Here is a 14,352-nt window from a genome sequence, read left to right as displayed (position 1 = left end):
CACACGACCCTCCGGAGGCTCGCCAGCGCCGGGTCCTCCCGAGACGGACCCGGACATGACGAGGGCCCGGTCGCACGCGACCGGGCCCGTGTCGGGCAGGAGGTTCAGGCCGTCAACGGGACCCTGCGGAGCATCTCGACGTACGCCGGGCGTACGCGATACCGACGCTGACGTGCCCACAGGGGGGTGAGGGCACGGTCGCGGCTGGCCAAAGCAACCGTTCGGTTGATTCGGTCTCCCAGGCAGTCCTCGCACGGACGGCCATGGGCACCATGGGGGGATTCGGTGCACATTGGTGTTTGCCTCCTTGTGCCTTAAGAGACGGTCAAATCGGGCGGCGTGACGCGACGGGGGGTAAAGACCTGGGACGGCCCGACGGAGGTCCGTGGCGGAGGCCGGACGACGCGAGCGATCGACGCTCGGAGACCGTTCGGGCGTGCGGATCCAGCGGTACGACGCGCCCAGGACGCGCGATTCCGTGGCGGGCGGCGCCGGGCGAGGTTTTACCCTCCGGCCCGCGTCGGGCGACCCTCATCAGGCCGACACCAGCTCGAAGGCCCGCCACATCGCGGCGTACCGACCGTCGCTCGCGACCAGGTCATCGTGCGTGCCGTCCTCGAGGACCCGGCCCCGACCGAGTACGACGATCCGGTCGGCGGCGCGGGCGGTCTGCAGGCGGTGGGCGATCAGGATCGTGGTCCGTCGCCCGGCCACGACCGCCATCGCGGCGGACACCTTCGCCTCGGTGGCGAGGTCGAGGTTGGCGGTCGCCTCGTCGAGCAGCAGCAGCGCGGGGTCGACCAGCTCGGCCCGGGCGAGGGCGATCAGCTGGCGCTGCCCGGAGGAGAGCGACGTACCGCGTTCGGAGATCTCGTGGAGGTAGCCGCCGGGGAGGCTGGCGACCAGGTCGTGGGCGCCCACGGCCCGCGCGGCCGCGTCGACCTCGGCGTCGGAGGCGTCGGGCCGGCCGTAGGCGATGTTGTCGCGGATGCTGCCGGTGAAGAGGAACGACTCCTGCGGCACATAGCCGAGCCGGCTGCGGAAGTCGCGCAGCGACAGGGTGCGCAGGTCGTGCCCGTCGAGGGTGACCGAGCCGGAGTCCGGGTCGTAGAAGCGAGCGATCAGCTTGAGCACCGTCGACTTGCCGGCGCCGGTCTCGCCGACCAGGGCGACCGTCTCGTGCGCGGCGATGTGGAGGTCGAGGCCACGGAGCGCCTCCGGCGGCTTGCGGCGTACGACGGTGCGGGTCGGCACCTGGTCGGCCGGCCCTCGCTCCTCGGTCGGGAGCTCGGCCTGCGGGTAGGTGAAGTGGACGTCGTGCAGCGCGAGCTCGCCCCGCACCTCGCCGAGTGGGACCGGGTCGGCCGGGTCTGGCGTGATCGTGCGCAGCCGCATCAGCTCGGCGATGCGCCCGATCGAGACCCGGGTCTGCTGCCACGAGTCGAAGACCTGCGACAGCTGCTGGATTGGGGAGAAGAACATCGTGAGGTACAGCAGGAACGCGATCAGTACCCCCGTCGTGAGCCGACCCTGCTCGATCAGGTGGGCGCCGACACCGAGCACGATCACGTCGGCGATCGCAGAGAGGAACAGCACGAAGGGGAAGTACGTCGCGATCGTGCGCTGCGCCCGCGCGCGTCCGTCGTAGTAGCGCCGGCCGAGCCGGTGGAACCGTTCGCGGGTGAGGTGCTCGTGCACGAACGCCTGCGCCTCGCGGATCCCCGAGAGCGACTCCTGGAAGTCGGCGTTCACGATCGCGAGCGCCTCGCGGACGTGGTCGTACAGCTGGTTGGTGACGCGCCGGAAGAAGTAGGTCGCGATCGCCAGCGGCACCATGATCGTCCCGGTCCACAGCGCCAGCTCGAGATCCATCAGCATCAGGGCGACGCCGACACCGGCGAACGTGACCAGGGAGACCAGCGCCTGCAGCAGACCCGTCTCGATCAGGGTCTCGAACTGGTCGACGTCGGTGGTCATCCGGGTCATGATCCGGCCGGCCATCTCGCGCTCGTAGTAGTCCAGCGACAGGCGTTGGAGCTGCGCCCAGATGCGGATGCGCAGCGACGCCATGACCCGTTCACTGGTGCGGCCGGTGACGAAGATCGCGGCGATCTGGTCGAGCAGGTCGGCAAGCGCGACGACGAGGAACGCCGCGGACGCCGCCCACAGCACGTCCTGGGCACCCGCCTCCACGCCCTGGTCCACACCGACCTTGACGAGGTACGGGCCGGCCAGCCCGGCGAGGGCGTCGAGCACGACGAGCACGAGACCGAGCGCGAACGACCAGCGGAACTCCTTGACCAGTCCCCACATCGAGAAGTCGGGATCGGCCCTGGTCTCGAGGTCGACCTCGTGCTTCAGGTCATCGCGCACCGGGGGCAGCGCCTCGACGCGGGCCATCAGCTCGGGCGTCGGGGCGAGGTTGAGCCGCCAACCGCCCCCGATCCCCGGACCCATCGTGGGCCGGCTCGCCATCCGGGCGGCTGCGCGCTCGGTGGCGTCGCGGACCGCTTCGGCGCGGTTGCCGGTGCCGCGTTGCCAGGCAGCCGGTGTGATGTCGACCTGGCTGAGCGTCTCGATCGAGTCGCCCACGGCTCCGGCCGCGTCGTCGTCCAGCCCGGTGAGCAGCTCGCGGTACGCCCGGTTGCGGACCACCAGCTCATGGTGGGTGCCCTCGTCTGCGACGCGACCGCGCTCCAGGAGGACGACCCGGTCGGCCAGGCTCAGCGTGGACACGCGATGGGCGACGATCAGGCTCGTCCGGTCGGCCAGGACCTCCCGGAGCCGGGAGAAGATGCGCTCCTCGGTGGCCGCGTCGACGGCGCTGGTCGCATCGTCCAGCACCAGGATGCGGGGATCGGAGAGGATCGCGCGAGCCAGGGCGACGCGCTGCCGCTGGCCACCGCTCAGGCTGAGACCGCGCTCGCCGACCCGGGTGTCGTAACCGTCGGCCAGCTCCAGGATGAAGTCGTGGGCGTCGGCGACCCGAGCCGCTTCCTGGACCTCCTCGCGGGAAGCGTCGGGGCGGCCGAAGGCGATGTTCGCCGCGATGGTGTCGGAGAAGAGGAAGCTCTCCTCGAACGCCGCCCCCACCTGGCTCCGCAGCGACTGCAGGGTGACGTGGCGTACGTCGTGGCCGTCGACGAGCACCTGGCCCTCGTCCGGGTCGAGCAACCGGTTGACCAGGCGGGTGACCGTCGACTTGCCGCTCCCGCTGCCGCCGACCAGGGCCACGCGTTCGCCGGGCCGGAGCCGGAGGTCGAGCCCGTCGAGGACCGGCTGTTCCGCGTAGGCGAACCGCACCCCGCGCAGCTCGATCTCTCCGCGCAGGTCGGGAAGGTCGACGGCCTCGGGCTCGTCGGCGATCTGCGGCTCGAGGTCGAGCAGCTGGAAGATCCGCTCCACGCCTGCGCGGGCCTGCTGGCCAACGGTGAGGACACCGGCCAGCTGGCGGGCCGGGGCGACGAACTGCCCGACGTACGTCGAGAAGGCCAGGAACGTGCCGATCGAGATCTGGTCGTGGAGCGCCATCCAGCCGCCGAGCGCGAGCACCGCGACCTGGGCGAGGACGGGGATCGACTCGAGGAGTGGCTGGTAGCGGGCCTGGAGCCGGGTGGCGCGCATGCGCACGCCGTACAAGGTCTCGACGATGCCGACCATCCGCCGCAGCTCGCGCTCCTCCTGACCGAAGGCCTTGACCACACGGACGCCGTTCACGTCCTCGTCGACGACCTCGGCGACCTCACCCTCGCGCTGCTGGCCGTCCCAGGTGGCAGGGAACACCTTGAGCCGCATCCGGAGGGAGACCACGAACAGCGCCGGCGCGATCACGAGCCCGACCAGCGCCAGCGGCGGCGAGAGCACGAACATGATGACCAGCGAGACGAGCATCATCAGCAGGTTGCCGGTGATCAGTGGCAGGAAGTTGAGGAGGCCCTGGACCAGCGCGGTGTCGCTGTTGGCGCGGGCGACGACCTGGCCGGTGCTCAGGTGCGACAGGCTCCGCTCGTCGAGGGTGAGCAGGTGGTCGTGCATCCGGTTGCGGAGGTCGTACTGCACGGCGATGCCCACCAGGCCGCCGCGGTACCGGCGGAGGTAGGCGAAGAAGAACACCGCGACGGCGATCACGACCAGAAGCGCCAGCCACGGCCACAGGAGCGCGCCGTCCTGGCCGATCACGTCGTCCACGATCGTGCGGGCGACCAACGGCACCACAGCCTGACCCAGGCTGCCGAGGACGGCCGCGACGAACGAGATCAGGACATTGGTCTTGTGGACCCACACCTGCCTGGCCAGCCTGCGGATCCACCCGGGTGTCTCGTCGGGCTCCTGGCTGGCTGACATGCGGTGGTGGAGTCCCTCTCGTCGACGAATGACGCGGCCCCCAGGGCCGAAACGAGTGTAGTAGCGCCTCGGTGACGGCCCGCGTCGCGCTGGTCGAGCTGGCACGCCGGCGCCGTCCCGAATCCTGCGGGTGCCCTTGCTCCACCCATCGATTGGTCACGAACCGCATGACGTGGGCGTCCAGACCTGCGGTTTGGGACCAAACCGCAGGTCCCGACCGGGGCGGTCGGACGCCGGTCCGGGTCACCGAGGCCACGGAAGGCCTCGGTGACCCGTCGACTCACGGCCGGATGGTGACGAAGGTCGTCCCCGACTGCGAGCCCAGGGTGCTGGTGACCTGCCCGAAGTACACCCTGCTCGCGTTCAGTCCGGAGTAGGAGCCGGTGATGCTGAAGGAGCTCCCCTTCGAGACCGGCTGGCTGACCGGGGCGAGGTTGAGGTTCCCGTTGTCGCCGTTCGACACGTTCCAGGTGGTCAGCGTGTAGTCGCCGCCACCGGAGGCGACGTCAAACCCGTCGACGACGACCCAGTAGTCACCGGCCGGGATGCGGCCGAGCAGACGCTCACTGGCCGAGCCCGACGCGGACAACGCCACCAGCGGGTCGGTGCTCGGGTCGAACGGCGTCCCGTCGTCGGCGAACAGGTACAGGTCGAGGTCGTTCGAGCCCGCCCCGGCGTCGAGGTCGATGCGCGACACGCGCGTGCCCGCCGGCACGGTGAACGACGTGACGTCCGCGTTGGCGAGCGTCCCACCGTCACCCTGAACGGTGCCCGGGGCCGGTGCGGATCCGACCAGGCCCTGAACCGTGGCCGACACCGTGCCGGTCGAGCCGGCCTTGCCGGTGATGTGGACGTTGCCGGAGGTGTTGGTGCCGGACACAGACGGCGTCACCGAGAGCGCCAGCGGCCTGGCCACCACCGGGACCCGCACCCTGTGCTGCTTGCTGGTCAGCGACACGAACCCCGACGCGAACGAGTTCAGACCACCGTGGGAGATGATCCTGATCTTGATGGTCCTCGTCTTGCCGGCCCCGATCGCGAACCGCAGGCGCTTGTGGAACGACCCCTTCTTCCCGAAGGACACCCGCAGGTGAGATCCGCCGGCGTACGACGCGCGATACGTCTCACGGTGGCCGGAGACGTTCTTGACCTCGCGGGTGACGGTGACCGAGGACACCAGCGCGGAGACCAGGATCGATGGTTCGTTGAGGTTGTAGCCCTGGATGCCGTTGACACCGGAGCCGGTGCTGATGCCCTGTCCCTCGAGCCAGGCGAACCAGTCGTGGAGGCCCGCCGGGAACACCAGGCCGGGGTCGCCCAGCCGCAGCGGACTGACCTGACCGGACCCCTGGGCGAAGGCGTTCTTGTTCCGGTGACCGCTCGGCGTGACCGTGTCGTGAGCCGTGGTCATGAACATCGAGCGCAGCACGTCAGGGTGCAGATTGGGGTGCTTCCCGAGCTGCCAGGCGGCCAGTCCCGCGATGTGCGGCGTGGCCATCGACGTCCCGTCGAAGAAGTCGAAGTGCAGGCCGCCGTTCGACGGGGGTGCCACGGCCGCGAGCACCGAGACACCGGGCGCCGCCACGTCCGGCTTCAGGACGTCGGCATCGATCTGCGCCGGACCCCTCGAGGAGAAGTCCGCGACCTCGGGCACCGGAGCGCTCTTGTGGCCGGTCGCGTTGCCGGCGACCAACCGCGCGTGCGCCGTGCCCTTGCGCTTGATGTAGGACAGGATCGTCGAGCGACCCGCCGTGTGGACCGACACGGACGGCAGGGGCGAAGACAGCGGCACCACGTCGGGTTGGTCGACGTCGCCGATGATGACTCCGGCCGCGTGCACCCGCTTGACCTCGGCGAGCTTGTTCACGAACAGGTTGGTCCCGCGGTCACAGAGGATGATCGTGCCGTGCGCCTTGGCGCGGCTGAGCGTGCCGAGGCCGCACTCGGCTGCCGACGCGCCATCCGAGCCGGTCTTCTTGCGACGCACGTTCTTGGCGTACACCAACCGCCCCGAGGTGCCGTCGGCCGTGTGGCTGACACCCAGGATCTTCTTGCCGTTGCCCAGCACGACCGTGCCGTCGGGGTTCTGCCAGGTGCTCGCCGCAGCCGTGGTCACCCACGGGCTGACATTCGAGGCCGTGGCCGGGGTCGGACCGTCGTTCCCGCCCGCCGCGGCCACGAACACGCCCGACGCCGCGGCGTTGAGGAACGCCACGGCCACCGGGTCGATGATGTCCGAGTCACCGCCCTGAGGCCCCACCGAGTAGTTGATGACGTCCACACCGTCGCCCACCGCCTTGTCGATCGCCGCGATGATGTCCGACGTGGTACCCGAGGCTTCGGTCGGGTCTGCCGCCGTCGCCCAGAGGGCCTTGTACGTCGCGATCTTCGCGGCCGGCGCGATGCCGGTGATGCGCCCGACGCCCTGGTGGAAGAGCTTCGCCTTGACGCCGTAGTCGCCCGCGGCCGTCGAGGACGTGTGTGAGCCGTGCCCGACCCCGTCACGCGCAGACTTGAACTCGGCGGGCGACCACTGGTTCCGCGGCGTGGTCTGCAGGAACCCGGTGTCGAAGTAACGCGCCGAGATCACCTTGCTGTTGCAGGTGTTGGCCTTGAACCGCTGGCCGGGCCGGCAGGTTCCGCGGAAGGTGTGCCCGTCACCCTTGCGGAACGCGGTGTGGTGGCTGTGCCCGACGAAGATCGGGCCCGGGTGCTGGCGGGTCACGTGCTTGCGGTGCTTGAGCCGAGTGCCTGCGAACGCCGGGTTCTCCGGCCAGATGCCGGAGTCGATCACACCGACCACCACGCCCTTGCCGGCGGTCTTCGGGTTCCAGCCGTGGACCGGCTGCCCGTGATGGGTGAGCCCGAGGAACTCGGAGGTGGCGTGCGGGCCGACCGTGCGCACGCTGTCGGTGTGCACAAGCCGGTCCTGGGACACGGCGAGCACCCGCGGGTCCTTGGCGAGTCCGCGCGCCTGCGTCCCGGAGAGGTGTGCGCTGAACCCGTTGATGGCGACGGTGTAGCGCTCCCGAACCGAGACGGCGTGCTGCCCGGCCACGGTGCTCTGCTGCCGGGTCAGGAAGCCCCGGTACGCCTTCACACCGGACGCGTCAGGGTCGAACGAGCCGTTGCGAGCCGTGGCAGGGACGCCGGTGATGCCGCCCTGGTACGTCGCCGCCGGCGCCTGCCTCAGCAGGACGACGTAGTTACCGGACCTGAACTGACCGGCGGCACGGACCTCCCTGGCCGACGCGGCGAACGCCGCCCGCCCGTCCTGACCTTGGTGCCGCGGTGTCGAAGCGGCGGCGAGACCGGTCCCGGTCAAGACCAGCGTCGCACCCACTGCCACGAGCGATGCAGCACGACGACTTCCCGACAACAAGCGCATGCGATCCTCCTGGTGCGACGACGCCGAGGACACTAGACATTGGATCGGCGATAGTCGTCAACCACGCGGAAGGACCGGCTCATTTCCTCGAGCCCGTTGCCAGAAGGCGACGTACCTCAGCGGTGGAGCTGGGCGAAGAGGCGGCCCGGCCGGACCTTTTGGACGGGCGCCGGCGTTGCTGTCTTGACGGCACGGCGGTCCACCCGGGTGAAGGATGCCGTGATCGGCTTGAACAGCGTGAAGTCGACGCCCGTGGAGGTGGTGCACACGATGCCGGGGTCGGCGTCCTTGCGGATGCGGACCGTGTCGGCTCCCGACATCAGGGTCGGGAACCCGTTGCCGCTGTACGTCGCGGAGTCGGCGGTGTACACCCTCGTGTTGGGCCCCAACGTTTTCAGGTCGGCCACCCCGCAGATCACGCCGACGGTGGACCCGGGCGTGACCGAGTTCGGGACGAGGAACGCCTTGAAGCTCACCTGGTAGGCGCCCGGCGCCACGTCAACACGCCAGGTCCCGAAGCCGTTGACCACGTCGCCGCGCGCGCCCGCCTTGTAGCTGACCGCGCGGGTTGACAGCTGCGCTGCGTGCCTTCCGTCCAGGAGGTCGGCGTTCAACCGCGGGACGCGGGCTGACGAGCTGACCCGCAACGACGGCGCCTTGTGGCCCGACGACTGCAGCGACAACGCGGCCCCGCTGCCGTGGCGCGCCAGCGTTGTCACACCGTCCGCGTGGTTGGTGCGACCCAGCAGCAGGCTGTCGCCGGTGACGGCGTACGTCGTGTAGTCGAAGCCCACCACCAGCAGCGCGGCAGCGCTCACGGTGGCGACCACGTTCGACCGGGTGATCCGCATGTCTCTTCCCTCCGCCGACAGTGGTCTCAACGTGACAGCGGTGGCGCCGCCAGTTCAAGCGACGCGGCCGGTCGCAAGGCGCCCGCCCCTGGCGGCGAGTCGGCGGCGCGGCGTACAACGGGGGTATGAGTCTCGGATCCTGCAGCTTCGTCCCGCCGTTCCTCCTCGAGCGGATCGCGGCGTCGTCCCACGACGCGGCCGAGCACTGCCGGGCCACCCTTGCGCGCGACCATGAGCTGCGGGAGGGCCGCGTCGGCCCCACGTCGTCCGGGGCTCCGCCCCGGTCGACGCAGGTCACCGCCGGCGGTGCCGCGTGGGTGGTCCACACGGCGGACAACGGCTCGACGCTGCCGGGCGCGGTCGTGCGCTCAGCGGGCGATCCGGCCTCCGGCGACACCTCGGCCGACGAGGCGGCCGACGGCGTCACCGCGACGCTGGCGATGTACAGCGAGGTCTTCGAGCGCTCGTCGTACGACGGCAACGGTGCGCAGGTGGTGCTCACCGTGCACTACGAGCAGGACTACGACAACGCGTTCTGGAACGGCCAGCAGCTGATCTTCGGTGACGGCGACGGCAAGATCTTCGGCAGCTTCACGAAGCCGGTCGACGTGCTGGGCCACGAGTTCACCCACGCGGTCACCCAGTTCACGGCGGCACTGACCTACCAGGACCAGCCGGGCGCGCTCAACGAGTCGGTCTCCGACTGCTTCGCGATGTGCCTCAAGCAACGGCTGCTCGGCCAGACCGCCGACCAGGCCGACTGGCTGGTCGGCCAGGGCATCTTTCTGCCGGGCGTCAACGCCAGGGCGCTCCGCGACATGGCCCACCCTGGCACGGCGTACGACGACCCGACGCTGGGCAAGGACCCCCAGGTCGGCGACATGTCCGACTACGTCGACACCACCGACGACAACGGCGGCGTCCATACCAACTCCGGAATCCCCAACCGCGCCTTCTACCTCGCCGCGACCGCGATCGGCGGCGACACCTGGGAGGGCGCCGGGCAGGTCTGGTACGCCGCGCTCACCGGCGGGCAGGTCACCGCCGACACCGACTTCGCCGGCTTCGCGGCCGCCACGGTCGAGGTCGCCGGCGACCACGCCGACGCCGTCCGCCAGGCGTGGGGCACCGTGGGCGTCGACCCGAGCGGAGCCGGTAGCGGCTTGTCGGGTGCTACGCCGGCCGCGCCCAACGTCGTACGGGTCCGGCGTACCGGTGGGATCGCGGGCCGCACGCTCGAGGGGTCGGTCGACCTCTCCGCCGACGACAAGCGGGCGGCTTCTGCCCGTGTGCTCGTGGACCGGCTCGAGCTGTCGGCTGAGGTCGATGCCGAGATGTTCCCAGATGCGTTCAGCTACACCTTCGAGGTGGGTGGGCGGGCGGTCACGGTCCCGCAGCAGCGGCTCAGCAACGACCAGCGTGCCCTCGCCGACCTGCTGCTGCGCGGAGACGGCTGAGAGTCATGGCGCCAGGGCGCGATCGAGGGCGGCGTTCACGTGCAACGTCGTGCACGGGTAGACGGGGAGGTCGGCGTCGGCCTGCTTGATCAGGAGCTCCAGCTCGGTACAGCCCAGCAGCACGCCGCCCACGCCGACGTCCCACAGCTCCTCGAGCACACCGAGCACGCGGCGACGTGTCGCATCGACGACCCGGCCATGCACCAGCTCGTCGTAGATCGCACTGTTGAGCAACTCGTGATGGCGCGGGTCGGGCATCACGGTCTCGAGCCCGTGCCGACCGAGCCGGTCGGCGAAGAAGCCGTCCGACATCGCGACCGTGGTGCCGATGAACCCCACCCGAGTCACTCCCTGAGACCGCACCTCCTCGGCGACCACGTCCCCGAGGTGCAGCAGCGGGATGTCGACGGCGGCCTCGACCTGGTCGGCCACCTTGTGGAACGTGGTCGTGCACAGGAGCAGGAAGTCCGCGCCGCCCTGCGCGACACCGCGCGCGGCGTCGGTGAGCAGGTCACCGATCTGCGGCCAGCGATCGGCGTCCTCGAGCGCGGTCAGCTCGGCGAAGTCCACCGTGCTGAGCACCAGCTTGGGTGACGACAGCCCGCCGAGCCGGTCCTGAACGCCGACGTTGAGGTCGCGGTAGTAGACCGCGGTGCTCTCCCAGCTCATCCCGCCGACCAGCCCGATCGTCTGCATGCTCTGCAGTCTTGCTGGCCGGAGCTCGACACGACACCCGGGTCCCACGGGTCAGACGGCGTACGGCGTACCGCTCACTCGCGGTGGACCTTGTGCTGCGCGGCCTGTGCGCGGGGCTTGATCACCAGCTCGTCGATGTTCACGTGCGAGGGCCGGGTGGCGATCCAGGCGATCGCGTCGGCGACGTCCTCGGCCACCAGCGGCTCGGCGACGCCGGCGTACACCGCGTCGGCCCGCGACCGGTCGCCCTCGAACCGGACCAACGCGAACTCGTCCGTGCGCACCATCCCCGGGGCGATCTCGCTGATCCGGATCGGCTCTCCGACCAGCTCGAGTCGCAGGGTCTCGGTGACCACCTGGGTGCCGTGCTTGGCGGCGGTGTAGCCGGCGCCGCCCTCGTAGGCGATCCGGCCGGCCGTGGAGCCCACGTTCACGATCAGCCCGTCGCCGCCGGCCCTCAGGGCCGGCAACAGTGCCTGGGTGACGTGCAGCAGACCGAGCACGTTCACGTCGAACATCCGACGCCACTCCTCGGGGTCGGCCTCGGCGACCGGCTCGAGACCGAAGGCGCCACCGGCGTTGTTGACCAGCACGTTCAGGCTGTCGCCGACGGCAGCGGCCAGCTCGGCGACCGACTCCGGCGAGGTCACGTCGCAGGTGACGGCCGTGCCACCGATCTCGGCCGCGAGCGCCTCGATCCGGTCGCTGCGCCGAGCCGCGCACCACACGGCGTACCCCGCCTCCGCGAGCGCTCGGGCGGTGGCGGCCCCGATGCCGCTGCTGGCGCCGGTGACGACCGCGCTGCGACGGGTTGCCTGGCTGGTCACCCGGCCGATTCTGCCTGGCCCCGGTGGTCGCGTCGCCACACGGGTGGCAGACTGTCGCCCCCATGGGACGCCATGTCGAAGCCTCCGGGACCGCTCTCGACCCCCGCAGAACCGCTCCGATCGCGGGTCTGACCGGGGGTATCTCGTGGGTGTTCGCCTTCTTCCTCCCCGACGGTGGGGCGCTCGAGACGACCGTGCTCTGGGCCGGAGCGATCCTGCTCACCGTGGCCCTGTTCGGGCTCGGGCTCCTGCTCGTGCGCAGCGACGTGCTCGCTCTCCGGGTGTTCGTGGCGCTCGCGCTGCCGACGCTCGTGTGGGGTGTGTTCGGCGTCGTGCACGGATCCCTGTCCGACCCCGAGCTGGTCGATGCCGTGTTCGGCGCGGTCGTCGGTCTGGTCTCCGGGGTCCGGCTGGGGCACCACGGCCGCGGCGTACCTCGGGCGACTCTCTGAGCCGCGAGCGGGTGCTTTCGAGAACCGTCCGGGAATGGACGGCCGATTCCCACGGTTGGGGCGGTTCGGGCGCGTGTTGCGGCCCGAGAGGAGTACGTCGTGGAGGTCACCGAGGCCGACGCCGTCCGCCGCGTGGCGATGATCAGTGTGCACACGTCGCCGTTCGACCAACCCGGCACCGGTGACGCCGGAGGCCTGAACGTCTACGTCCTCGAGCTGTCCAGGCGCCTCGCCGCGGCCGGCATCGAGGTCGACATCTTCACCCGTGCCACGTCCTCACGACTCGCCCCGATCGCCGAGGCCGGCGGCGGGATCGCGGTGCACAACATCCACGCCGGCCCGTTCGAGGGACTGACCAAGGGCGAGCTCCCGGCCCAGCTGTGCACGTTCGCCCGCGAGGTGCTCCGCGCGGAGGCGGGGCTGCCGCTCGGCCACTACGACGTGGTGCACTCCCACTACTGGCTCTCCGGCCAGGTCGGCGCGCTCGCGCGCGACCGTTGGCGCGTCCCGCTCGTGCACACGATGCACACGATGGCCAAGGTCAAGAACGAGGCGATCGCCACCGGTGACGCACCCGAACCGGTCGCCCGCATCATCGGCGAGGAGCAGGTCGTCGAAGCCGCGGACATGCTGATCGCGAGCACCGATCTCGAGGCCAAGCAGCTGGTCAACCTGTACGACGCCGACCCCGGCCGGGTCGAGGTCGTCCACCCCGGCGTCGATCTCCAGGTCTTCCGCCCGCGCGACACCCATGCCGCGCGCGAGCACCTGGGCGTTCCCCACGATGCCCTGGTGGTGCTGTTCGCCGGCCGGCTCCAGCCGCTCAAGGGCCCCGATGTGCTGCTCCGAGCAGTCGCGCGACTGCTCGAGCAGCAGCCGGGCCTGCGCTCGCGGCTCGTCGTACCGATCGTCGGCGGCCCGTCGGGCACCGGGATCGAGCACCCGGAGGCGCTCGCCGACCTGGCCGCCGAGCTGAAGGTCGACGACGTCGTCCGCTTCGTGCCACCGGTCGCCCCGGCCGAGCTGGCGCTCTGGGACGCGGCCGCGTCGCTGGTCGCCGTGCCGTCGTACAACGAGTCGTTCGGCCTGGTCGCCGCCGAGGCGCAGGCCGCCGGTACCCCCGTCGTCGCGGCCGCGGTCGGTGGCCTGACCACCGTTGTCGCCGACGGTGTGAGCGGTCTGCTGCTCGACACCCACGAGCCCGACGACTGGGCGCACTCGATCGGGCGGGTCCTGCTCGACGACGGACTGCGGGCCCGGCTCGCTGCCGGCGCACGAGTCCGGGCGGGTGCGTTCTCCTGGGAGGACACCGCCGAGCGGACGCTCGAGGTCTACGAGCGGGCCCGCGCCTCCCTGCGGGAACTGGTCTAGTGTCGCGCGTTGGAGTTGTTGAACGGTTGGCGTGAACAAGGTGCGTGCATCGCGAGGCGTCGGAGCGAAGCCACCCATTCTGCTCGCGAGCGACGGCAACGCAGCGAGGTGGGGGCCATGTGTGCGCGAAGCGCACAAGAACCTCTGACGCACGGCACTGGACACACGTGGCAGGGTCGTACCCATGGACGACCCGGCCCAGGTACTCCGTGACTACCTGACCGAGAACGACCTGGAGTTCGAGGAGCGGGACGGCTCGTTCAGCTTCGGTCTCCCGGGCGAGCGCAAGCTCCAGACGCCGGTCCGCGTGGACATCGGCTCTCACGCGCTCGCCGTTCACGCCTTCGTCTGTCGCAACCCCGACGAGAACCACGAGCGCGTCTACCGCTGGCTGCTCGAACGCAACCTCAAGACGTACGCCGTGTCGTACGCCGTGGACCACATGGGCGACATCTACCTCGACGCGCGGCTGCCGCTGGTGCTGGTCACGCCCGAGGAGATCGACCGGGTGCTCGGCTCGGTGCTCACCCACGCCGACGGGAGCTTCAACACGATCCTCGAGCTCGGCTTCGCCTCCTCGATCCGCAAGGAGTGGGAGTGGCGCAACCTCCGCGGTGAGTCGACCCGCAACCTCGAGGCCTTCCGGGGGTGGCTCGAGGCGGGAACCGAGCCCGACCCGGGGTCCTCCGGCTGACGGCGTCGGGCCGGGGCAGTGCTGTCGTAACCGCGCGATCGCGCCGTTGTGACATCCGTGGGGGCTAAATGGCTGTCGTAACCGTGCGATCGCGCTGTTGTGACATCCGTGGGGGGGCTGGATGGCTGTCGTAACCGTGCGATCGCGCTGTTGTGACGTCCGTGGGGGCTGGATGGCTGCCATAACCACGCGATCGCGCCGTTGCGACAGTTCTCGAACCGCTGCCCCGGCCGAATTCGGCGCGACCCCTGGGGCCGACCGGTCCTAGCCTG

At 70.5% G+C, this 14,352-nt stretch carries 9 protein-coding genes; 4 read left to right on the top strand and 5 right to left on the bottom strand.

Annotation, left to right across the window (positions count from 1 at the left end):
- Positions 1-534: 534 nt before the first annotated feature.
- The 3 genes from VGJ24_RS12435 to VGJ24_RS12425 all read right to left on the bottom strand — a co-directional run bounded on the left by VGJ24_RS12435 (position 535) and on the right by VGJ24_RS12425 (position 8,583).
- Positions 535-4,344: an ABC transporter ATP-binding protein gene (locus VGJ24_RS12435; protein ID WP_331500930.1), complete on the bottom strand. Its 3,810-nt coding sequence runs from the start codon at positions 4,342-4,344 to the stop codon at positions 535-537.
- Between the two features lie 280 nt (positions 4,345-4,624).
- Positions 4,625-7,669 (bottom strand): S8 family serine peptidase, encoded by a 3,045-nt coding sequence (locus VGJ24_RS12430; RefSeq protein ID WP_331500929.1) that lies wholly within the window; start codon positions 7,667-7,669, stop codon positions 4,625-4,627.
- A 179-nt stretch (positions 7,670-7,848) separates the two neighbouring features.
- A complete protein-coding gene (locus VGJ24_RS12425; protein ID WP_331500928.1) occupies positions 7,849-8,583 on the bottom strand; it encodes a hypothetical protein in 735 nt (244 codons plus the stop codon).
- Positions 8,584-8,708: 125 nt separating this feature from the next.
- Between VGJ24_RS12425 and VGJ24_RS12420 the strand changes: the two genes are divergently transcribed.
- Positions 8,709-10,040, top strand: coding sequence for a M4 family metallopeptidase (locus VGJ24_RS12420; protein WP_331500927.1), 1,332 nt, complete (start codon positions 8,709-8,711; stop codon positions 10,038-10,040).
- Between the two features lie 3 nt (positions 10,041-10,043).
- Here VGJ24_RS12420 and VGJ24_RS12415 read toward each other — a convergent pair whose 3' ends face one another.
- Both VGJ24_RS12415 and VGJ24_RS12410 read right to left on the bottom strand, forming a co-directional pair.
- Positions 10,044-10,736, bottom strand: coding sequence for an aspartate/glutamate racemase family protein (locus VGJ24_RS12415; protein WP_331500926.1), 693 nt, complete (start codon positions 10,734-10,736; stop codon positions 10,044-10,046).
- Positions 10,737-10,810: 74 nt separating this feature from the next.
- Positions 10,811-11,563, bottom strand: a complete 753-nt coding sequence (locus VGJ24_RS12410; protein ID WP_331500925.1) for an SDR family NAD(P)-dependent oxidoreductase — start codon at positions 11,561-11,563, stop codon at positions 10,811-10,813.
- A 62-nt stretch (positions 11,564-11,625) separates the two neighbouring features.
- On the opposite strand from VGJ24_RS12410, the gene VGJ24_RS12405 reads away from it, so the two are divergent.
- The 3 genes from VGJ24_RS12405 (at position 11,626) to VGJ24_RS12395 (ending at position 14,080) form a co-directional block, all read left to right on the top strand.
- On the top strand, positions 11,626-12,015 hold the full coding sequence (locus VGJ24_RS12405; protein ID WP_331500924.1) for a hypothetical protein: 390 nt from the start codon (positions 11,626-11,628) through the stop codon (positions 12,013-12,015).
- A 99-nt stretch (positions 12,016-12,114) separates the two neighbouring features.
- On the top strand, positions 12,115-13,386 hold the full coding sequence (mshA, locus tag VGJ24_RS12400) for a D-inositol-3-phosphate glycosyltransferase (RefSeq protein ID WP_414691065.1): 1,272 nt from the start codon (positions 12,115-12,117) through the stop codon (positions 13,384-13,386).
- A 184-nt stretch (positions 13,387-13,570) separates the two neighbouring features.
- A complete protein-coding gene (locus tag VGJ24_RS12395) occupies positions 13,571-14,080 on the top strand; it encodes a YbjN domain-containing protein (protein ID WP_331500923.1) in 510 nt (169 codons plus the stop codon).
- Positions 14,081-14,352 lie beyond the last annotated feature (272 nt).

It is taken from the genome of Nocardioides sp., assembly GCF_036493135.1.
Lineage (GTDB): Bacteria > Actinomycetota > Actinomycetes > Propionibacteriales > Nocardioidaceae > Nocardioides.
Note: the sequence above shows the minus strand (reverse complement) of the source record. Positions and strands in the feature narration are given on the sequence as shown.

Coding starts and splice junctions, on each gene's coding strand:
- VGJ24_RS12395 (WP_331500923.1), top strand. CDS start 13,571: ATGGACGACCCGGCCCAGGTACTCCGTGACTACCTGACCGAGAACGAC.
- VGJ24_RS12435 (WP_331500930.1), bottom strand. CDS start 4,344: ATGTCAGCCAGCCAGGAGCCCGACGAGACACCCGGGTGGATCCGCAGG.
- VGJ24_RS12415 (WP_331500926.1), bottom strand. CDS start 10,736: ATGCAGACGATCGGGCTGGTCGGCGGGATGAGCTGGGAGAGCACCGCG.
- VGJ24_RS12420 (WP_331500927.1), top strand. CDS start 8,709: ATGAGTCTCGGATCCTGCAGCTTCGTCCCGCCGTTCCTCCTCGAGCGG.
- VGJ24_RS12405 (WP_331500924.1), top strand. CDS start 11,626: ATGGGACGCCATGTCGAAGCCTCCGGGACCGCTCTCGACCCCCGCAGA.
- VGJ24_RS12425 (WP_331500928.1), bottom strand. CDS start 8,583: ATGCGGATCACCCGGTCGAACGTGGTCGCCACCGTGAGCGCTGCCGCG.